The 19,673-nt window shown below is 60.9% G+C and carries 23 protein-coding genes, 1 tRNA gene and 1 pseudogene; 14 read left to right on the top strand and 11 right to left on the bottom strand.

Annotated features, from left to right (window positions below; genetic code table 11):
• The first annotated feature begins 13 nt into the window (after positions 1-13).
• The 4 genes from ugpE to ACZ5VE_RS02120 all read left to right on the top strand — a co-directional run bounded on the left by ugpE (position 14) and on the right by ACZ5VE_RS02120 (position 3,531).
• Positions 14-868 carry a sn-glycerol-3-phosphate ABC transporter permease UgpE gene (gene ugpE / locus ACZ5VE_RS02135; protein ID WP_464456440.1) on the top strand — a complete coding sequence of 285 codons (855 nt, stop codon included), beginning with the start codon at positions 14-16 and terminating at the stop codon, positions 866-868.
• On the top strand, positions 868-1,887 hold the full coding sequence (gene ugpC / locus ACZ5VE_RS02130; RefSeq protein WP_464456439.1) for a sn-glycerol-3-phosphate ABC transporter ATP-binding protein UgpC: 1,020 nt from the start codon (positions 868-870) through the stop codon (positions 1,885-1,887). Before ugpE ends, ugpC begins: the two co-directional genes overlap by 1 nt.
• Positions 1,888-1,896: 9 nt before the next feature.
• Entirely contained in the window at positions 1,897-2,631 is a 735-nt protein-coding gene (gene ugpQ / locus ACZ5VE_RS02125) for a glycerophosphodiester phosphodiesterase (RefSeq protein ID WP_464456438.1), read from the top strand.
• Positions 2,632-2,697: 66 nt separating this feature from the next.
• A complete protein-coding gene (locus tag ACZ5VE_RS02120; protein WP_464456437.1) occupies positions 2,698-3,531 on the top strand; it encodes a dienelactone hydrolase family protein in 834 nt (277 codons plus the stop codon).
• A 36-nt stretch (positions 3,532-3,567) separates the two neighbouring features.
• Here ACZ5VE_RS02120 and ACZ5VE_RS02115 read toward each other — a convergent pair whose 3' ends face one another.
• The gene (locus ACZ5VE_RS02115; RefSeq protein WP_464456436.1) at positions 3,568-3,843 is read right to left on the bottom strand and encodes a hypothetical protein; all 276 of its coding nucleotides are present in this window, start codon (positions 3,841-3,843) and stop codon (positions 3,568-3,570) included.
• Positions 3,844-3,977: 134 nt separating this feature from the next.
• Between ACZ5VE_RS02115 and hemA the strand changes: the two genes are divergently transcribed.
• From hemA to grxD, 4 genes are all read left to right on the top strand, one after another.
• Positions 3,978-5,249, top strand: coding sequence for a glutamyl-tRNA reductase (gene hemA, locus ACZ5VE_RS02110; protein WP_464456435.1), 1,272 nt, complete (start codon positions 3,978-3,980; stop codon positions 5,247-5,249).
• A 158-nt stretch (positions 5,250-5,407) separates the two neighbouring features.
• A complete protein-coding gene (gene prfA, locus ACZ5VE_RS02105) occupies positions 5,408-6,493 on the top strand; it encodes a peptide chain release factor 1 (protein ID WP_464456434.1) in 1,086 nt (361 codons plus the stop codon).
• A complete protein-coding gene (gene prmC, locus ACZ5VE_RS02100) occupies positions 6,490-7,323 on the top strand; it encodes a peptide chain release factor N(5)-glutamine methyltransferase (RefSeq protein ID WP_464456433.1) in 834 nt (277 codons plus the stop codon). Before prfA ends, prmC begins: the two co-directional genes overlap by 4 nt.
• A 103-nt stretch (positions 7,324-7,426) precedes the next feature.
• Complete coding sequence (gene grxD / locus ACZ5VE_RS02095; protein ID WP_464456432.1) at positions 7,427-7,750, top strand: Grx4 family monothiol glutaredoxin; 324 nt, start codon at positions 7,427-7,429, stop codon at positions 7,748-7,750.
• Positions 7,751-7,860: 110 nt separating this feature from the next.
• On the opposite strand, the gene ACZ5VE_RS02090 is transcribed toward grxD, so the two are convergent.
• Positions 7,861-8,520, bottom strand: coding sequence for a c-type cytochrome (locus ACZ5VE_RS02090; protein WP_464456431.1), 660 nt, complete (start codon positions 8,518-8,520; stop codon positions 7,861-7,863).
• Between the two features lie 106 nt (positions 8,521-8,626).
• Here ACZ5VE_RS02090 and ACZ5VE_RS02085 point away from each other — a divergent pair, with 106 nt between their 5' ends.
• The 5 genes from ACZ5VE_RS02085 (at position 8,627) to ACZ5VE_RS02065 (ending at position 11,634) form a co-directional block, all read left to right on the top strand.
• Positions 8,627-9,469: an AAA family ATPase gene (locus ACZ5VE_RS02085; protein ID WP_464456430.1), complete on the top strand. Its 843-nt coding sequence runs from the start codon at positions 8,627-8,629 to the stop codon at positions 9,467-9,469.
• Between the two features lie 9 nt (positions 9,470-9,478).
• Positions 9,479-9,715 (top strand): hypothetical protein, encoded by a 237-nt coding sequence (locus tag ACZ5VE_RS02080; protein ID WP_464456429.1) that lies wholly within the window; start codon positions 9,479-9,481, stop codon positions 9,713-9,715.
• Positions 9,712-10,341 (top strand): GNAT family N-acetyltransferase, encoded by a 630-nt coding sequence (locus ACZ5VE_RS02075; protein ID WP_464456428.1) that lies wholly within the window; start codon positions 9,712-9,714, stop codon positions 10,339-10,341. Before ACZ5VE_RS02080 ends, ACZ5VE_RS02075 begins: the two co-directional genes overlap by 4 nt.
• Complete coding sequence (locus ACZ5VE_RS02070) at positions 10,335-11,519, top strand: vWA domain-containing protein (RefSeq protein ID WP_464456427.1); 1,185 nt, start codon at positions 10,335-10,337, stop codon at positions 11,517-11,519. The genes ACZ5VE_RS02075 and ACZ5VE_RS02070 overlap by 7 nt, the downstream gene beginning before the upstream one ends.
• Before the next feature lie 40 nt (positions 11,520-11,559).
• A tRNA-Arg gene (locus ACZ5VE_RS02065) sits at positions 11,560-11,634 on the top strand.
• A 773-nt stretch (positions 11,635-12,407) separates the two neighbouring features.
• Here the strand turns inward: ACZ5VE_RS02065 and ACZ5VE_RS02060 are convergent.
• The 9 genes and pseudogenes from ACZ5VE_RS02060 to ACZ5VE_RS02020 all read right to left on the bottom strand — a co-directional run bounded on the left by ACZ5VE_RS02060 (position 12,408) and on the right by ACZ5VE_RS02020 (position 18,924).
• The gene (locus ACZ5VE_RS02060; protein ID WP_464456426.1) at positions 12,408-13,127 is read right to left on the bottom strand and encodes a hypothetical protein; all 720 of its coding nucleotides are present in this window, start codon (positions 13,125-13,127) and stop codon (positions 12,408-12,410) included.
• A gap of 3 nt (positions 13,128-13,130) precedes the next feature.
• Entirely contained in the window at positions 13,131-16,181 is a 3,051-nt protein-coding gene (locus ACZ5VE_RS02055) for a DUF927 domain-containing protein (protein WP_464456425.1), read from the bottom strand.
• Positions 16,178-16,462 (bottom strand): helix-turn-helix domain-containing protein, encoded by a 285-nt coding sequence (locus ACZ5VE_RS02050; RefSeq protein WP_464456424.1) that lies wholly within the window; start codon positions 16,460-16,462, stop codon positions 16,178-16,180. Before ACZ5VE_RS02050 ends, ACZ5VE_RS02055 begins: the two co-directional genes overlap by 4 nt.
• A gap of 4 nt (positions 16,463-16,466) precedes the next feature.
• A complete protein-coding gene (locus ACZ5VE_RS02045) occupies positions 16,467-16,649 on the bottom strand; it encodes a hypothetical protein (RefSeq protein ID WP_464456423.1) in 183 nt (60 codons plus the stop codon).
• Positions 16,650-16,653: 4 nt separating this feature from the next.
• On the bottom strand, positions 16,654-16,905 hold the full coding sequence (locus ACZ5VE_RS02040) for a hypothetical protein (protein ID WP_464456422.1): 252 nt from the start codon (positions 16,903-16,905) through the stop codon (positions 16,654-16,656).
• Positions 16,905-17,246 carry a helix-turn-helix transcriptional regulator gene (locus ACZ5VE_RS02035; RefSeq protein ID WP_464456421.1) on the bottom strand — a complete coding sequence of 114 codons (342 nt, stop codon included), beginning with the start codon at positions 17,244-17,246 and terminating at the stop codon, positions 16,905-16,907. The genes ACZ5VE_RS02040 and ACZ5VE_RS02035 overlap by 1 nt, the downstream gene beginning before the upstream one ends.
• Before the next feature lie 29 nt (positions 17,247-17,275).
• Positions 17,276-18,010: a hypothetical protein gene (locus ACZ5VE_RS02030; protein WP_464456420.1), complete on the bottom strand. Its 735-nt coding sequence runs from the start codon at positions 18,008-18,010 to the stop codon at positions 17,276-17,278.
• A pseudogene (locus ACZ5VE_RS02025) lies at positions 18,007-18,366 on the bottom strand (JAB domain-containing protein); the annotation flags it as partial. The pseudogene ACZ5VE_RS02025 and the gene ACZ5VE_RS02030, both read right to left, overlap by 4 nt.
• 285 nt (positions 18,367-18,651) lie before the next feature.
• Positions 18,652-18,924 (bottom strand): hypothetical protein, encoded by a 273-nt coding sequence (locus ACZ5VE_RS02020; RefSeq protein ID WP_464456419.1) that lies wholly within the window; start codon positions 18,922-18,924, stop codon positions 18,652-18,654.
• Between the two features lie 447 nt (positions 18,925-19,371).
• Between ACZ5VE_RS02020 and ACZ5VE_RS02015 the strand changes: the two genes are divergently transcribed.
• Positions 19,372-19,494: a hypothetical protein gene (locus ACZ5VE_RS02015; protein ID WP_464456418.1), complete on the top strand. Its 123-nt coding sequence runs from the start codon at positions 19,372-19,374 to the stop codon at positions 19,492-19,494.
• The last annotated feature ends 179 nt before the right edge of the window (positions 19,495-19,673 follow it).

Here is a 19,673-nt window from a genome sequence, read left to right as displayed (position 1 = left end):
CGGGAGGCCTGTCATGATCGAACGACGCCCTGGCCTGCAAATATTGCGGCATGTCATCTTGCTCATTGGCGTGGCCATCGTGGCCTTCCCGCTCTACCTGACCTTGGTCGGCTCCACCCAAACCGCCCAGCAAATCAACCAAAGCGTGCCCATGTCCATGCTGCCGAGTGGCCACTTTTGGGAAACCTACCGCCTGACCTTGTTTGGCGGCCCCAACTCACAAGGCAGCCCACTGCCCGCCATGTGGCCCATGATGCAGGTCAGCCTGATCAGCGCCTTGGGCATTGCCATTGGCAAGATCGCCATCTCGCTGCTGTCGGCCTTTGCCATCGTGTACTTCCGCTTTCCGCTGCGCAATCTGGTGTTCTGGATGATTTTTGTCACCCTGATGCTGCCAGTGGAGGTGCGCATCAGCCCCACCTATGAAGTGGTGGCGGGCCTGGGGATGCTCAACAGCTTTGCGGGCCTGACGGTGCCACTGATCGCCTCGGCCACGGCCACCTTTTTGTTCCGGCAGTTTTTCCTGACCATCCCCGATGAACTGGTCGAGGCCGCCCGCATGGACGGCGCCGGGCCGATGCGTTTTTTCAAAGACGTGTTGCTGCCCCTGTCGGCCACCAACATCGCGGCGCTGTTTGTCATCCAGTTCATTTACGGCTGGAACCAATACCTCTGGCCGCTGCTGGTGACCACCAACGAAGACATGTACCCGGTGGTGCTGGGCATCAAGCGGCTGATTTCGGGCGAATCCTGGACCGAATGGAACGTGGTCATGGCCGCGGCCATCTTGGCCATGCTGCCCCCGGCGCTGGTCGTGGTGCTGATGCAAAAATGGTTCGTCAAGGGCCTGGTCGATACGGAAAAATAATGGCTTCCATCACTCTCTCTCACATCCTCAAAACCTACGGTGCTGGCGCCAAGGCCAACACCGTCATCCACGACCTGAACGCCAGCATCGCCGACGGCGAATTCGTAGTCATCGTCGGGCCCTCGGGCTGCGGCAAGTCCACCCTGCTGCGCATGGTGGCGGGCCTCGAAGACATCTCGGGCGGCACGATCTCGATTGGCGAACGCGTGGTGAATGACCTGGAACCGGCCGAGCGCGACATCGCCATGGTGTTCCAGAACTACGCGCTGTACCCGCACATGAGCGTGTTCGACAACATGGCCTACGGCCTGAAGATCGCCAAGCGCCCGGCCGACGAAATCAAGGCCCGCGTGGACAAGGCGGCGGGCATCCTCGAGTTGAGCCACCTTTTGCAGCGCAAGCCCCGCGAACTGTCGGGTGGCCAGCGCCAGCGTGTAGCGATGGGCCGCGCCATCGTGCGCCAGCCGCAGGTGTTTTTGTTTGACGAGCCGCTGTCCAACCTCGACGCCAAGCTGCGCGCCCAGACCCGGCTGGAGATTCAAAAACTGCACCGCGAATTGGGCATCACCAGCCTGTTCGTCACGCACGACCAGGTCGAAGCCATGACGCTGGCCCAGCGCATGATTGTGATGAACGGTGGCCACATGGAGCAATTTGGCACACCCGAAGAGGTCTACAACCGCCCGGCCAGCACCTTTGTGGCCAGCTTCATCGGCTCGCCGCCCATGAACCTGCTGCGCCGCGCCCCCGGCACGCCCGAAGGCCGCATCTTGGGCATCCGCCCCGAGCACCTGGACATCACGCCAACTCCCGCGCACGGCGGCTGGACACTTAGCGTGGACACGGTGGAACTGCTGGGGGCCGAGCGCCTGGTGCACGCCCGCTTGGGCGATGAAACCCTCACATTGCGTCTGGACGAGTCGCTGCCCGCGCCGCAACCGGGCAGCAGCTTCTGCGCCACGCCGCGCGCCGACCGGGTGCACTGGTTTGACGCGCACACCCAAAAACGCATCGCCTGACCTGAACCCATGAACCACTGGCCCTACCCGCGCTGGATCGCCCACCGAGGCGCAGGCAAGCTCGCCCCCGAAAACACCCTGGCCGCCTTCCGGCTGGGGGCCGCGCACGGCTACCGCATGTTCGAGTGCGACGCCAAGCTCAGCGCCGATGGGGTGGTTTTTTTGATGCACGACGCCACGCTGGAGCGCACCACCAACGGCCACGGCATCGGCGGCGAACAGCCCTGGCAGGCGCTGTCGCAGCTCGACGCCGGCGGCTGGCATTCACGCGCTTTTGCAGGCGAGCCCCTGCCCACGCTCGAAGCGCTGGCCCGTTTTTGCCGGGCCAATGGCCATCTGCTCAACATCGAGATCAAACCCACGCCTGGCACCGAAGCGGCCACCGGCGAAGCCGTGGCCCGCTTGGCGGCCCAGCTGTGGCAAGGGGCCGAGGTGCCGCCGCTGTTGACCTCGTTCCAACCCGACGCCCTGGCCGCAGCGCAGCAAGCCGCCCCTGACTTGCCGCGCGGCTTGCTGGTCGACACGCTGTGGGATGGCTGGTTTGAAAAAGCCCTGTCGCTGAACTGCTGTGCCGTGGTGGCCAACTACACCCTGTGGGACACCGCCACCGTGGCCCGCGTGCACGGCGCGGGCCTCAAATGCCTGAGCTACACCGTCAACGACGAATGGGCCGCCCAGCACCTGCTGACCCTGGGCACCGACGGCATCATCACCGACCGGGTGGATTTGTTCAGCCCTGCGTAAAAAGGTCCCTGTGCCCGGATCAAATGGACGACACTTGGCCATTCCCACTTCAACCCAGGTACGAACATGCGCTTTGCCAAAATCACCCTGACACTGATTTCCTCGTTCATGGCATTGAGCGCCTGGGGTCAAACCCCCAAAGGCGACATCAAACCGGGCGCGTTGGTGCACACGCCAGAGTCAAGCCAGCAGGTCATCAGCGGTGCACAGGTGGCGCTTCCAGCATCCCTGACGCAAGCAGGCATTTACCTGGGCAGCTTGAAGGACGCGCCACCGGTCGGCAAAAGCCAGGTGCCTGTGGTGGTGTTCATGCACGGGTCTTCGGGTTTGGGGCTCAAGGCCATCGGTGAATGGCAGCGGTGGCTGGCGGCCATGGGCATCGCCAGCATGGCCCCGGACTCTTTCGGCCTGAAGCACCGGATGACCTACAGCTCCCCGATTGACAAGGCCAACTACGAAAAAGTGCACGCGCTGCGCGCCTCAGAGATCGCACTGACCGTGCAAGCCTTGCGCCAACTGCCCTGGGCAGATCCTGCCAAATGGGTCTTGGCTGGCACCAGCGAAGGCTCGGTGCCTGTGGCGCGTTACACAGGCCAAGAGTTCATGGGCCGCATCCTCTTTGCTTGGGGCTGTGAAGACAATTATTTTGTCGAATCCCACCAGACCGCCATTCCGGATGACCAACCCGTTTTGAACATCATCAGCTCAACCGATCCTTATTTTTCACCCAGCAACAGCTGGATCGGCAACCCGAATGCCACAGGCCATTGCGGTGCGGCTTTGAAAAACAACAAAAAGGCCAGCGTGGTGCTGATTCCCGGCGGACCGCACACCGTCTTGATGTTTCCGCAAGCCAAAGGCCCTGTTGAAGGCTTCTTGAAAGACCTTTTCAAGATCTAAAGCAGCTGCAGGCCAAGCCCCGCGCCAACGGCTGGCCTAGCGCAGAGCCCAGCCCCGCTGCATGACCCATTCTGTGGTGGCTGCCACCAACACCAACGCGAGGTAGGTGGCCATGGTGCCGTCATGGCCTTGCAACACCAGGCCAATGGCCAAAACGGCGGTCCCCGTCAAGGCGTGGATAACCATGCGGCGTGTGATGGAACGCGGGCTTTGCCCCATGACCCAGCGCCCCGCGAGCGGCATCAGCAGCGCCATGGCCAGCGCTGGCAACACGAAATTGAACAAATGCAGGGTCAATTGCCAAACGGTCATGGGTCTTGAACGGGTAATGAGCAGAATAAGTGGTGGGCCAATACTGCCCAACTCGTGCACAACAATTGTGCACTGAAAGTCCGCCTGCCCTGGCTGCCCAACAGCCACCAGGGTGGGGTTTCTATAATCGGCGCATGGCAGTTTGGACTCTGGGCTTGAATCACACCACTGCGCCGCTGGATCTGCGCGGCCGGTTTGCCTTCGCCTTGGACCAACTGGCCCCCACTTTGCAGGGTTTGCGGACCAATTTGGCCCTGAACATGGACCAAACGCCCGAAGCGGCGATTCTGTCCACGTGCAACCGCACCGAAATTTATTGCGCCGCCGACCAGACCGCCGCCGCCGACACCCTGCGTTGGCTCGCTGAAGCCGGTGGGGTGTCCACCCAAGAACTTCAGTCCCACACTTATTTATTGGAAGGCAATGAAGTTGCAAGGCACGCCTTCCGGGTGGCCAGCGGGCTGGACTCGATGGTGCTGGGCGAAGCCCAGATCCTGGGCCAACTGAAAGACGCCGTGCGCGCCGCCGAACAAGCCGGGGCCTTGGGCAGCACACTCAACCAACTGTTTCAGCGCAGTTTTGCCGTGGCCAAAGAAGTGCGCACGGCCACCGAAATCGGCGCGCACTCCATCAGCATGGCGGCCGCCTCGGTGCGGCTGGCCAGCCAGTTGTTTGAAGATCTCAAAGACATCAAAGTGCTGTTTGTCGGCGCGGGCGAGATGATCGAGCTGGTGGTGACCCACTTTGCCGCCAAACAGCCGCGCAGCATGGCCATTGCCAACCGCAGCATGGAACGTGGCGAAAAACTCGCCAGCCGTTTTGGCGCGGAAGTCATGCGCCTGGCCGACCTGCCTGACCGTTTGCACGAGTTCGATGCCGTGATCAGCTGCACCGCCAGCACGCTGCCCCTGATCGGTTTGGGCGCGGTCGAGCGGGCATTGAAAAAACGCAAACACCGCCCCATGTTCATGGTCGATCTGGCCGTGCCGCGTGACATCGAACCCGAAGTCAAAGCGCTCGAAGACGTTTACCTCTACACCGTGGACGATCTGGCCAGCGTGGTGCAAGCCGGCCAGGCCCAGCGCCAGGCGGCGGTGGTCGAGGCCGAGGTCATCATCGATGCGGGCGTGCAAAGCTTCAGCCACTGGCTCGGTCAACGCGATGCAGTGCCCCTGATCCAGCAGCTGCACCAACAGGCTGACAGCTGGCGCGAGGCCGAACTGGCCCGTGCCCGCAAGCTGCTGGCCAAAGGCGACGACCCCGAAGCCGTGCTGGAAGCCCTGGCCAAGGGGCTGACCCAAAAGATGCTGCACGGCGCACTGGCCGAACTGCGCAGCGCCGACCCCGACCACCGCGAGCAGACTATGCAGACTGTGCAGCGCCTGTTTTTGCGGCAAGAGCGTTAGCGGCTGGCACTGATCGCCCTTCCGTGATCAGCACCCGGCTGCACGAAAACATCCCATTTTTGTAGGAGCCAGCCTGCTGGCGATGGGGCCTGATGGTCAACCCGCCATCGCTTGCAGGCAAGCTCCTACACAGCACTGCTTATTCAAGTCACCCTCCCATGAAACCCTTTTTGATCCAACAACTCGAACGCTACGCCCTGCGGCTGACCGAGCTGGACTTTTTGCTGTCCCGCGAGGACATCATGGCCGACATGACGCAGTTCCTGAAACTCTCCCGCGAACACGCCGAGGTCAGCGCCGTGGCCTCGCGCTTTGCCCGTTTTCAGCAGCGCAACGCCGATCTGGCTGCCGCCCAAGCCATGCTGGATGACGCCGACCTGCGCGAGATGGCCGAAGAAGAAGTGGCCAGCGCCAGCGCCGAGCTGCAAACGCTGGAGGGCGAATTGCAGCGCATGCTGCTGCCCAAAGACCCTGACGACGCTCGCCCGGCTTTTGTGGAAATCCGCGCTGGCACCGGAGGTGACGAGTCGACCCTGTTTGCGGGCGATTTGCTGCGCATGTACACCCGCTATGCCGAAAGCCAGGGCTGGAAGTGCGAGATCGTCTCCGAATCGGCCAGCGAACTGGGCGGCTACAAAGAAGTCGTGGTGCGCATCGAGGGCGAGCAGGTGTATGGCGCGCTCAAGTTCGAGTCGGGCGGCCACCGGGTGCAGCGCGTGCCGGCCACCGAGACGCAAGGCCGCATCCACACCAGTGCCTGCACCGTGGCGGTGCTGGCCGAGCCCGACGAAGCCGAGGCCATCAAGATCAACCCGTCCGATTTGCGCATCGACACCTACCGCGCCAGCGGTGCGGGCGGGCAACACATCAACAAAACCGACTCGGCCGTGCGCATCACCCACTTGCCCACCGGCATCGTGGCCGAGTGCCAGGACGGCCGCAGCCAGCACAGCAACAAGGCCCAGGCCCTGAAGGTGCTGACCGCACGTATCCAGGAAAAAGACCGGGCCGAACGCGCCGCCAAAGACGCTGCCGAGCGCAAAAGCCTGATCGGCAGCGGCGACCGCTCGGACCGCATTCGCACCTACAACTTTCCGCAAGGGCGCCTGACCGACCACCGCATCAACCTGACGCTCTACAAGCTGCTGACCATCATGGAAGGCGATTTGCAGGACGTGATCAACGCCCTGCAAGCCTATGAAGCGGCCGAACAACTGGCCGCGTTGGAGATAGGTGCCGCATGAACACGCCCCTGACCCTGGACCAAAGCCTGCGACGCGCCCAGACGCTGGGCCTGGCCCGCATCGACGCACAGGTGCTACACCTGCACGCGCTGGGCCGTACACCCCATGACCGCGCCTGGCTACTGGCCCACGACAGCGACACCCTGCCCGCCGAGGTGGCCCAACAACTGGAAACCCTGCTGCAACGCCGCCTGGTGGGCGAGCCGGTGGCCTACATCACCGGGTTCAAAGAATTTTTTGGCCTGCAGCTGCAGGTGGACCCACGCGTGCTCGACCCGCGCCCCGACACCGAAACCCTAGTGGAATGGGCGCTGGAACGGCTGCCACCTGACACCCCACAGCGCGTGCTCGACCTGGGCACCGGCAGTGGCGCGGTGGCACTGGCCCTGCAACATGAGCGCCCCGCCTGCCATGTGACGGCGGTGGATGCCAGCGCCGACGCCCTGGCCGTGGCCAGCGCCAACGCGCAGCGCCTGGGCTTGCCGGTGCAATGTGTGCTGAGCCACTGGATGGACGCGGTGCCCGGCCCGTTTGAGCTGATCGTCTCGAACCCGCCTTATGTGGCCGACGGCGACCCGCACCTGGCCGACCTGACGCACGAGCCCCTGAGCGCCCTGACCAGCGGCACCGATGGCCTGGACGACATCCGCCAGATCATCGCCCAGGCCCCCAGCCGCCTGACGCCAGGCGGCTGGCTGCTGCTCGAACACGGCTGGGACCAGGCCCAAGCCGTGCAGGCCTTGCTGCGCCAAGCGGGGTTTGAACAGGTCCAGTCCCGTCAGGATCTGGCTGGCGTTGATCGCTGCACCGGGGGCATGAAACCCCTTTGAAATCAGGTCCAGGACACACCGCAACAGCCCTCTGTCGAAAGCAGACTTTCAATCAGAGGGATAATCCATCCCATTGAAAACGGCACCATTTGGAGTAAAGACCATGAGCGACACCCAACAACGCATCAACGAACTCGTCAAAGGCAACGACATCACCCTGTTCATGAAGGGCAGCGCCAGCTTCCCCATGTGCGGTTTTTCCGGCCGCGCCATTCAAATCCTGAAGGCCGTCGGTGTCGACCCCAAAACGGTCAAAACCGTGAACGTGCTGGACGATGCCGAAATTCGCCAGGGCATCAAGGAATACAGCAACTGGCCCACCATCCCCCAGCTCTACGTCAAAGGCGAGTTCATTGGTGGCTCGGACATCATGATGGAAATGTACGAATCGGGCGAACTGCAACAGGTCATCAACGGCCAGGCCTGATATCCCCAGGGCCGTGAGGCCCTGATTGAGCGAGGCGTTGCACACAACGCCCGAGCCCATGAAAAAAGCCAGTCAAATGACTGGCTTTTTCTTTGGAGGTTTCGCTGTGATCAGCGGAACTTTGACTGGGGAACCGTTTTGAGTTCACCGTCCAGGCTAGACACATAACCGGCCAAAGCCTTCAGTTCGGAATTGGAGAACTGTTTGGCAATGCCGCCCATGACGCCGTTGCTGCGGCCCCAGGTGGCTTGGTTTTCAACCTTGTAGGACTTCAAAGCCACAAACAAGAAGTCTTTGTGCTGGCCAGCGATCTTGGGGTAGCTGGGGTCCACAGGCTTGGAGAAGTTGTCGCCGTGGCAAGACACGCAAGCGCCTTTTTGCAGCAAAGCCGCCACTTTGGCATCGGGGGTCTTGGGCGCTGTGGCCACAGCCTCGGTTTTGCCGTGTTGCTCGTAATAAGCGGCCACGTCAGCGATGTCCTGATCGCTCAGGCTGTCGGCAATGCCGCGCATGGTGGGGTGCTTGCGGTCGCCCTTTTTGTAGGCGTTCAGGGCCGAGGCGATGTATTTGGCGTTCTGGCCGGAGATCATCGGGACACGATAGACCTCTGGGAAGCTGGCTTGGTAGCCTTTGATGCCGTGGCAGCCGATGCACATGGCAATCTTCTGCTCAGCGGCTTTGGCATCGCCCTTGATCTCTTGGGCATGGGCAGAGATGGCGGTCACAGAGGCGACAGCCAAGGCAAACATTGAGGTCAGGAGCTGGTTCATTTTGCTTACACAATCCAAATGATTGATAAAAATCAACTGCGGATTATATCGGGCTGGCCCTCATAATCCTGACAAGCCTCTTTCCTGTTTTTGAGAACTGCCCACCATGAAATTCCAAGGTACCGAAAACTACGTCGCCACACAGGACCTGATGCTGGCTGTCAATGCGGCCATCACCCTCAAACGCCCTCTGCTGGTCAAGGGTGAGCCTGGCACCGGCAAGACCATGCTGGCCGAGGAAGTGGCGCAGTCCTTGGGTCTGCCCCTGTTGCAATGGCACATCAAATCGACCACCAAGGCCCAACAGGGTCTGTACGAATACGACGCCGTGAGCCGCTTGCGCGACAGCCAGCTGGGCGACGAAAAGGTCAAGGACATTGAAAACTACATCATCAAGGGCGTGCTCTGGCAGGCTTTCACGTCTGAAACCCCGGTGGCCATCCTGATCGACGAGATCGACAAGGCCGACATCGAGTTCCCGAACGACTTGCTGCGCGAAATCGACCGCATGGAGTTTTATTGCTACGAGACGCGCCAGCTGATCAAGGCCAAAACCCGGCCCTTGGTGTTCATCACATCCAACAACGAGAAAGAGCTGCCCGACGCCTTTTTGCGCCGCTGCTTCTTCCACTACATCAAGTTCCCCGAAGCGGACACCATGCGCCAGATCGTGGATGTGCACTTCCCCACACTCAAGAAAGACCTGCTGGCTCTGGCCCTCAAAACCTTTTACGACGTGCGCGGGCTGCCGGGCCTGAAGAAAAAGCCCTCCACCAGCGAACTGCTGGACTGGCTGAAATTGCTGGTGGCCGAAGACATTCCGCTGGAAGCCCTGCAAAGCGCTGACCAGAAAGTGTCGGTACCGCCGCTGGTGGGCGCACTGCTCAAAAACGAGCAAGACGTGACCTTGTTTGAAAAGCTGGTCTTCATGAACCAGCGCAACCGCTGAGCGGCCAACATGTCCTCACCCAACCCCTTGCTCGAAGGCCTATCAGACGCTGTCGGTTTTGTGGGCGGCGCACTGCTCGGCTATTGGGCGGGCAAACTGCTGGGCTGGAACATCTTCAGCTCAGGCTACGACAACGCCAGCATCGGCGGCATCTTGCTGGTGGGCCTGGGCGGCGGCGGTGGTTTGCACCTGGCGCGGTTCTGGCGCGGCAAACAAAAAACCCAAGACACTGACACACCATCATGAGCGCCTGGATCACCCCCACCACCCTGACTGGCCAGCATGTGACACTGGTGCCGCTGTCTGCCGAGCACCATGATGACTTGGTGGAGGCCGTGTGCGACGGCGAGCTGTGGAAGCTCTGGTACACCGCGATCCCCTCTCCTGAAGGCATGGCGGCAGAAATTGCGCGTCGGCTGGACCTGCAAGCCAAGGGCAGCATGTGCCCGTTTGCCGTGATCGATCCCGCATCGGGTCGGGCCGTGGGCATGACCACGTACATGAACATCGACGCCGCCAACCGCCGGGTTGAGATCGGCTCCACCTGGTACCGCCAAAGCGTCCAGCGCAGCCAGCTCAACACCGAAGCCAAACGCATGCTGTTGGCGCACGCCTTTGAACAGTTGAACTGCATCGCGGTGGAATTTCGCACGCACTTTTTCAACCACCAAAGTCGCCGGGCCATTGAGCGCTTGGGTGCCAAACTGGACGGCATCCTGCGCAGCCACCAGATCAACCCGCACCCGTTGGCCGCGGGCACACTGCGCGACACCTGCGTCTACAGCATCATCGCCAGTGAATGGACCAGTGTGCGTGCGCATCTGGACTTTCAATTGAGCCGCGCCAGTCTCAAGGACGCCCGGTCATGCTGATCGACTTCTTCTACACCCTGCGTGCTGCCAAGTTGCCCGTCTCGGTACGCGAGTACCTGACCCTGCTTGAAGCCCTGCAGGCCAATGTGGTTGGTCCCGCATCGGACGCCTGCAGCATCGACGATTTTTACCACCTGGCCCGCACCGTGATGGTCAAGGACGAAAAGCACTTCGACAAGTTCGACAAGGCTTTCGGTGCCTACTTCAAGGGCGTGGAAATGTTGACCGACTTCACCAAAGAAGTGCCGCTCGACTGGCTCGAAAAAATTCTTCAGAAGGAACTCACACCCGAGCAAAAAGCCGCCATCGAGAAGATGGGCTGGGACGAGTTGATGGACACGCTCAAAAAGCGCCTCGAAGAGCAAAAAGAGCGCCACGAGGGCGGCAACAAATGGGTTGGCACGGGCGGCACCTCGCCCTTTGGCAACGGCGGGCACAACCCGCAGGGCATCCGCATCGGCGGCAAAGGCGGCAACAAAAGCGCCGTCAAGGTGTGGGAACAACGCGCCTACAAGGATTACGACGACCAGCAAGAGCTGGGCACGCGCAACATCAAGGTGGCGCTGCGCCGCTTGCGCCGCTTTGCGCGCGAAGGCTCACACGACGAGCTGGATCTGGACGGCACCATCCGCCAAACAGCTGCCAACGCGGGATATCTGGACATCCTGATGCGGCCCGAGCGCCACAACAACGTGAAGGTGCTGCTGCTCATGGACGTGGGCGGCACCATGGACGACCACATTGCGCGGGTCGAAGAGATGTTTTCTGCCGTCAAGGCCGAGTTCAAGCACCTCGACTTCTATTACTTTCACAACTGCGTTTATGACTTCATGTGGAAGAACAACAAGCGCCGTTATGCCGAGAAGTTCCCGACCTGGGACATCCTGCGCAAGTACAACAAGGACTACAAGCTGATCTTCATCGGGGACGCCACCATGAGCCCCTATGAGATTTTGCAAAAAGGCGGCAGCGTCGAATACAACAACGAAGAAGCCGGGGCCGAGTGGCTGCAGCGCCTGACCCACACTTTCCCAAAATTCGCGTGGATCAACCCCGAGCCGCAAGGCGTCTGGCAGTACCGCCAAAGCATCTCGATCATCCAGCAGCTGATGAGCAACCGCATGTTCCCGCTGACCCTCAAGGGGCTGGAAGATGCGATGCGTTTGCTCAGCAAGTAAGCCCATGGGCCAGTGGGTCGCCCTGTAAAATAATCACTCTGCCACCGTAGTTCAATGGATAGAACTCTCCCCTCCTAAGGGAGTGATACAGGTTCGATTCCTGTCGGGGGCACCAAACCTGAATCCGCACACGTTCAAAACGGTGCGGATTTTTTTATTTCCCCTCTTAAAATCCGCTTTCTTCGTCCATTGTGGTCCGTTCAAGTATGCCACCTTCCGGGGGTGCCTGGGGGCATATATGGGGGCATATTCTCCAAAGGTGGGGGCATCTACTAGACCCTTCACTTAAGCCCCTTAGGAGGAGCACAGAACAGGCAGACCCCGGGCTCGCAACGACCCGTGGGGGCATGGGGCTGGAAGGACCCAGACACCCGGGGGGGTATGGCCCCTACACATCCACAGAAAAACGAGACACCAACCCAGCTTCAACCCGCGAAAGAAAAGCGGCACCAACATGGGGGCACATTTGGCCAGGTGTTCGCGTGTTTTGCTTCCGCCCTCGTTATTTTGTGCGGGGACAGCGGGGACAGCGGGGACACCGCATAAACAGGGGCTTGCAGGTGTCCCCGCAGATTTTCAGCAGCGGGGACAGCGGGGACAAATTGCCACTTATCCACAGCGCAAAACAACTTATCAACTGATTTTGATTAAAAATTAAGCAAAAACCTTGCGGCCTACAAAGGGGCTGACAGCATTAAACGGGAATCGCATTTAAGTTCGTCAACGTCCACCCATCACACACCCCGGGCATCGCAGTAGCCGGGCATCGGTTTCTGCCCTGCATGGTTCAGCATCACAGGACATATACCCAGCGCGAAAAGAATCCTCGCCCGCCCCCTTATCGGGCGGCACAGCGGGCGGGCTGTCATGCCCACAGCATTGAAGCCCTCATACACAGCGCCGCCGCGTTTCAGCTTGCAGGGCGTTCATGGACTCAAACCCCAGCGCCAGGGCCGCACGGGCAAAGCTTTCCTGTTCAAAGTATCGGCTTCCGTTGGTGTCATGTTGTCGCCACAGCCTGCCCACCATGGGCACATGCACAGGCCACAATGTGGGCGGGGGGTTGGTGTAGGGCTTCACAATGGTCAGGTCTAAATAAAACTCGCAAGCCTGCCCCACTGCTCGCATTGCAGGCAGGTGGGGCGTGACCTGTTCACGGCGATACAGCTTCACGCCGTGAACGTGTGTGCCCTTGCATACGTGTAGCAGCGGGTCATAACCCCCGGGCCACACATGGGGGCGCACTGGCCAGGCTTCCAGCTTCTCATTCACCATTTGTTCGCCAGCCCATGCAAAGGGGGCTTGCGGGTTGTCTTGCAGCGCCTTCAACAGCGCGGCAAACGTGCCCGGGTTTATTCGGTCATCGGGATCAACCGAAGTCACGAAAGGGGCGCAGCCCAAAGCAAAGCCACAGGCCCGGGCCTCGCCTAACTGGCCCTCAATGCCGGGCAACCAATGTTGATTCACGGGCTGGGCGTTCAGGTCCGCCCGCATCTCGTTGACCCAGCCAGGGTTAAAGCGCGGCAAGTCCAGCACGTGGCAGTCTATGAGGTGCGGCAAGCCCCGGGCGGGGCTGTCTTGCTCGTTGTAGGGGGTGGGCGTGGTCATGGTTCAGAGGTCCAGGGCAAAGATAGCCGGGCTGATCCGGTAGCAGCGCGAAGGGCCAACACCGGGCAAACGTGGTTTGCAGTCATAGCGCCCCTTTTCTTCACCTACCAAACAGCCACGATCCAGCAACACCCGGGCCACAGCGCCAGCATCAAAGCCCCGGCAAACCTCAGCCTTGAAAACCTCAGCGTGAATGAAGTATTCGGTGCTGACTGATTCGGCCATGGTTGACGCCATGCGCTCCCCGTATTCCCTTTGGTGTTCGGCATCGCTCTTGATCGGCTTGCCGTCCTCGCTCACCAGACGCCTGAACCCGGCCCGGTTTAGCGTCTTGGCTGCATGGTCATCGCCTGCCCTGTGCCACCAGGTGAAGCGCCCTTCTCCGTGCGCTTCAAGGAAAGCCCGCACCTGTCGCAGCATCGCCGCCGTTTCGCCGTCACCGGTGCCGCCCCGTGAGGCCAGCCAGGCGTTAAAACAGGTGGTTGCTGCCCGTTCGCTCTCCCCCGGCTCCCAGCCGGTCAGACCTGCCGCCGTGGCCATCTCTCCCGCCGCACCCACCAGGGCAAAGCGCAGGCCCACACGTTGCACCTGTCCGCCCCCGGCCTCAGGGATCATGCGGGCTTCTATCGCTTGCATACGCTGGCGCAGGTCGGCTTTCAATGTGTGTGCGTTCTCGGTCAACCATTGCAGCCAGGCGCGGCCAGGCCCGCCGTAGCAGCGGCCCGCCTGTTCAACGATGTGGCGTGAAAACGCAGACCCGCCGCCGTCCATGCCGTGCAGGTTTTCCAACATGCCGCACCCAGCGCCAGCATCAGCGGGAATATCTGCCATTCGCACTTCTTGCCCGGTCCGTGCCCGCTTCATGCCTTCTGCCATGTGATCGGCCAAACCCAATTCACCAGCAGACAAGAACAGCAGCCGCCATGAAAGCCGGGGGCGTGGTGCGCCGTTACGGGTTGCCCGGGCCTTGCTCGATTCGTTGGCCAGCATGTAAGCGCACTCGCCCGCCGTTTTGGGGTCCACCTGTGCCAGTTCATCCAGCACCAGCAGCGAGTCACAGTGCTGGGCTGCAATCGCTTCTAGCGCGTTGTCGGTGGTGCGCCAGCGTTGCAGGTAGTTAGGGCCACCGTTCACGCTTGCCGCTACTTTCAGGGCCGTGGTCTTGCCCGTTGAAGATCCACCACGAAAGTGAAAGCCGCCCGATTCAACCCCAGCGGGGCGCAACAAGGGGCCAGCGAAGGCGCAGGCCACAGCGAACACCAGGCGCGAATTACCCGCACACATCGCGCCCACACGGTCACGCCATTGGTCAGCCGTGCCTTTGACTGTGAATGTGTTTTCCATGGCTTGGTCACTTTGGAAAACGATTTTTTCGGCTTCATCGCCCATGGTTTCGCGTGGCAATACAAAGGCCAGGCCGTGCCATCCTATGCGGTCGGTGCAGGTGGTGAAGTCCTCAGGCTGGCGCGTTTGAATGTATTGGGTCAGCAGGTTTCGGGCGCGTGGCGAAGTGCCAATTCTCAGACCCTGCCCCATCAGAAAAGCGCGGTACTCCCCGCCGTCACCCGCCAGCATACGGGCGGGCATCGCCCATGTTTTGATGTGTCCCAATGGATCGGCAAAGCGCAGGTGATAGCCCCAGCCGCCGCCGTCATGATCGCGGGTCAAGGCCAGCACGTCCAAACGGCTGCACAGCCATTCGGCCTTTGTGGGTTCGCCGTCCTTGTCCACACCCGCATAAAACACACCGTCATCGGTCACACTGAATCTGTCCCACTCGTTCGCAGGCTTGCCGCCCGTGTGTGCATCGTCACCGCCGTGGCCACCATCGCCACCAGTAGCGCCAGCACCGACCCCGCTTGAAGGCTTTTTCTTTCGTGCTTGGGGCTTTGCCTTACTGGGCGCGTTTGCGGGGCGCGTGGCCCCGTCTGGTGCGTCCTGTGCGTCATCGGGCGCGTCATCCTGTGCGGCCAATGCTGCCAGTTCGTGTTCTGCAATCGCAGACAACACACAGTCACGCACAGCGTCAAGGCCGTGGGCTTGGTGCATGTCGTTGAAGTCGCTTTGATCCGCTGCCAGGTCAACCGGGAACACGGCCAAACCCCGCACCGCCACAGCCGCCGCCGTGGCCTTGATCTTGCCGGGGTTGCTGCCTGTCTTGGTGAACGTGGCTTGGTCATCGTCACCACACAGCACCAACAGCGCCGCCGGGTAGTGCTGGCGCAGGGCGTGGGCCACTTTGTCCAGGTTGCCCGCATCAAAGGCCACCGCCACCGGGTAGCCTGTGGCTTCGTGCAGGCTTGCCGCCGTGGCGTACCCCTCAGCCACCAAAATGACGCGCACAGCCGCCCCTTGATCGCCCGCATGATCGCCCGATTGGTTGCCATCGCGGCCACCAGCGCCAGCCACAGCAGCCGGGGCAGGCACCGCACCCAGCATGTGCCAAAGGCCCGATTTACGGCCATCCTTCAAGAATCGTTTTGTGCCCTCAGCCGTCACGCCTTGCAGGTTCCACAGCTTGCCCGCACCGTCAAACAGCGGAATCATCAAAGCGCCATCCACCGCACCAAAGCGCAGGCCGTGGGCTTTCACGCCTTTTCGCACCAGGTAAGCGGACTCGCCTTGATCGCTGCCCGCCTGCCATGCCTTCACAGCAGCAGCCGCCGCCGCTTCATGTCGCTGGCGCTGGGCTTCGGCTTCTCGGGCTTGTGCTTCGGCCTGATCGCGTTGCCGCTGGGCCAGCACTTCGGGCGAAGGTTTGGCCGCTGCCTGCCCGTCTTTGGGCAAGGTGTATCCGTGTTGCTTGGCAAGGTGGATCAATGACCCCATGGTCACAGACCCGCCCGCCTTGAATGATCGCCAGGCCGTCCGGCAATCGTTGCCCTTGAAATCTGGTGCAGTGGCAGACCATTCAAAGAACAGATCAAAACCGCCTTCATCGGGAAATTCGGATTTGATCGCCATGCCTACCCGTGCCCATTCATCGCGGGGCAGGTTCGCCGGGATGTGCGCCAGGGCTTGCCGGGTTGTTTCGTGTGTGTGGTGGTGGGTCATTGGTTGAAGTTCAATTCACATTGCCGGGTGTCCGTCACTGACAGCACGTAAAGCCCCACACGGTTCACGGAACCATCGGGGTTTGTGCGGTCGGTCTTGTGGGTTTTGATCGGGTGTCCGTGTTTCCGTAGCTCTGAAACACGCTTGCGGGGGTCTGGTGCATTGCAGTCGGCAGACAGTTGGTCCACCGTGGCCGGGCCTTTGGCCAGCCTGTGCAGGATCGCCAGACGCTGGCCTTCTATGCCGTTGTATCGGGGCGGGGTGTTGGTGGGTTTGTCCATCGAGTCACCGCCGCAAGGGTAAGCGCCGGGCCTTTGGGCTGGCGCTGGGTCTTGCCGTGGGCCGGGTCAGCACCAGCTTTTGAAAGGCCGTGCCGCCCTGCCTGCCCTCGATTACTTCAAGGCCATGCAACCGCAGCCGCTGGGTTTGTGTGGTCTTGGTGTCGCCGCTGGGTTTGCTGCTTTTCATGGCATCAATCCAGTTCTTCGGCAAAGCTTGGCGGGGGTACAAAGGCCGGGTCCAGTTCGCACACCATGCCAGGCACCGACACGGCCAAAGGCTGGCCCGTTTTGGTGTCCGTCACGGTCAACACACCGTCACCAGTCAAGGCCACAGACCGCGCCCCGTGTGTGGCTTTCAGTGGCGTGGATCGCATCGCATCAAAGCCCCAGCGAAGGCACTCCAAAGCCTCAGCGGCCCGCATGTTTTGGATTTGAGCGTTCATCAATGCTCGCCCCCTTGCGGTCTTGCCTCTGTGCGGCCTGCAATCCATGCCAGCACATCGGATTCACGCCAGGCCACAGCACGGGCACCAATGCGAACGGGCGTAGGAAATCCGTGGGACTTGCTGGCCATGTAGGTGTAAATTGACGATTTGCGAAGGCCGGTCAGGTTTTCAACAGCATCAAGGCGAAGCAGTCGCCCGGGGGCCGGGGTGTTAGGTGGTGTTTTTTGGCTCAAAGCGTTTCCTAGAAAGTTGCAAAGGCCCGCATTAGTGCAGGCGGGTGCAATATCGAAGAACGCGAAGAAACAAACCATCCCCGCAAATAAACTATTTGCAGGCATTTAAGGCGACCTTTAGCCGTTGAATGGCCTTAACGGTATGGCGGGCCTTGATCGGCCTGCCATCGCTTAAGGGCCGTTGCTGCCTGCTTGGCGCTGAATGGGTGTCCCATCTTTTTACCCAGGTCGCTTAACCACTTGGTAAACCAGCCGCTTTCCGACAAGGGCGGGGCTTTACCGAAGTGACACATATAGGCATGGGCAACTGTCCAAACAATGGCCCGGCTCAGGGCGTCTTTATCGTCCTTGCCCTTTTTAGGGTTAAGCAAACCGGCCGCACAGCTTGCCGCATGTTCTAGGTCTTGCACGGCATCCCAAAACGCGCCAGGGCTGGCAAGCATTGGGCGGGCATCCTCTTTAAAGTTGTCCTCGCTTGGTGCGCTGGCCATCAAAGCCACTTCAACAGCACCAGCGCGAAACAGGCTCAATGCGTGGGGGTCAAGTGCTGCAAGGCTTTGCAATAAGGCTCGGGCTTTAGTCTTGACCTTTTCAATCTTTGCCTTGGTCGCTTGTGCCGGGCCTTGATTCTTTCGCAGTAACGGGACTTGAACCCGCGTCAGAACGTCAATCAAAAAAGCGCGGCACTTTTCCTCTGACACGCAGCCCGGGATGTTTTGCGGCAGGTTTTTGAAGTCACTCTCATTGATCGGGTTTCCACCAGGCCAGAAGGTGCGGTTTTGGGTGTCGTCTTGCTCAAAGTTCGGCCTAATCAATGGGCGGTTTTTGGTTGCCATTGTTTTGGATTTGGGTTTTGTTGGTTCGCTCACATCAACCCCTGTTCAGCCATTGACAGCACAGCAGCGCCGCCCACAATCATGTGATCCAACACCCTCACATCAACGAATGAAAGCGCATGTTTCAGCGTGGTGGTCAGGTGTTCATCTGCCGGGCTTGGCTGGGCCGATCCGCTGGGGTGGTTATGCACCAGCAGCACAGCCGCCGCATCGTGACGCAGCGCAGCCAAAACGATTTCACGGGGGTACACACTTGTTTGTGAAAGAGTTCCAACAAACATCACTTCAAAGGCAATTACACGGCTTTGACAGTCCAGGAACATCACCCCAAACAGTTCGCGCATTTCGTTTGCCAGGTGCAGGCGCAAATACTTTTTAACCGCATCAGGGGCCTGTAAAGCCGCCCCGGGCTGGCGCAGGTAGCCGCCCAAAATGGTCAGGGCTGCATCTATCACAGCGCGTTCGTGATCGGGCATGGTGTAGCGGCCAGACAGCACCCCGGGCGCTTCACGATGCACGGGCACAGCGCACCGGGCCGGGGCTTTGCGTGTGGTGCGTTGCCGTGGGCTGGGTGGGCTTGCCGTGGGCATCGCTTGCAGGGCGGCAATCAGGACGGCGGGTGGGCGTTCGCTGGCCTTAACGGCCCGCCGCGTGGTGGTCTTGGTGGTCATCGCTTACCCCTCCAACGATGCAAGGGCGCGGGCACCAGCGCCAACAGGTGCAGGCGTGTTGGTGGGCTTGCTCAGTCGGTTCAATGCCCCCAAAGCCTGCACCGCTTTGCGGGTAGCGCCGGGGATGTTGCCCGCATTGGATCGCAGGTAGTGCAGCGCCATCGCCAGGGCGTTTTCTGCCTCTTGGTGCGCTGCCATCGTGGCCAGGTCATGCGGGGTGTTGGTGGGTGTTGCCGGGATGATTCGGCGGGTCAGGTGAATGACGTTTTGTGTCATGGCTTCAAGCTCCTTTGCGAGACTCTAAAACCACGTGCCGCGTTTTGAAGCGCAGCAGGTGGGCGGGATGTTCAAAACACGCGCAAAGACGTGCGCCGGGCGTTGCCGCTTCGGCCATCCCGCCCGAAAGCAAAGCCCCCCGCCGCCGTGGCGTGGGCATGTTCAGACGTGACAAAAGGCCACTATCGGGGGCCTTGCACCGCTTTGCGTTTGATGTTTTGAAGCACCGGCCCCGGTCAGGGGTTGCCGTGATTATGTCACGGGGTATCGCGTGGGGGTCAAGGCTTACAGCGTGTGGCCGTGTGTTGGTCAACGTGGGCACCGTGCAGCAGCGCCAGCCCGCACCGCCCGGAAAAGGTGGGCCATGGGAGAACCCCTTTCGCGGCCATTTCCGGGGGTGTCCTGTGCGGTTCAATGTGGGCGAAGGCCGGGGTCACGGTGCAGGCCATGGCCCGCACCGAACATACAGCACCAGGCGAAGGGGCAAGCAACAGCAAGGGCAAGGCCACCAGATCGGCCAAAGCATGGGGCAAGGTGGGGAAAAAAGGCGATTTGTATATGAGTGAGTGATTTTTTTCACACACCGATACTGTCCCCGCTTTGCCCCCGTTTTGTCCCCGCATTGTCCCCGCACTCTCAAACGCTGCAAACCCGCATCAATCCTCAATTCTTGCGATTTGTCCCCGCTGTCCCCGCACTTTTTCAAAATAGCAGCCGCCAAAAAATGCAAAGCACACCGCCCGGGCGCA

It is taken from the genome of Limnohabitans sp. INBF003 (assembly GCF_055396645.1).
This window is presented reverse-complemented; position numbering and strand designations above follow the sequence as displayed.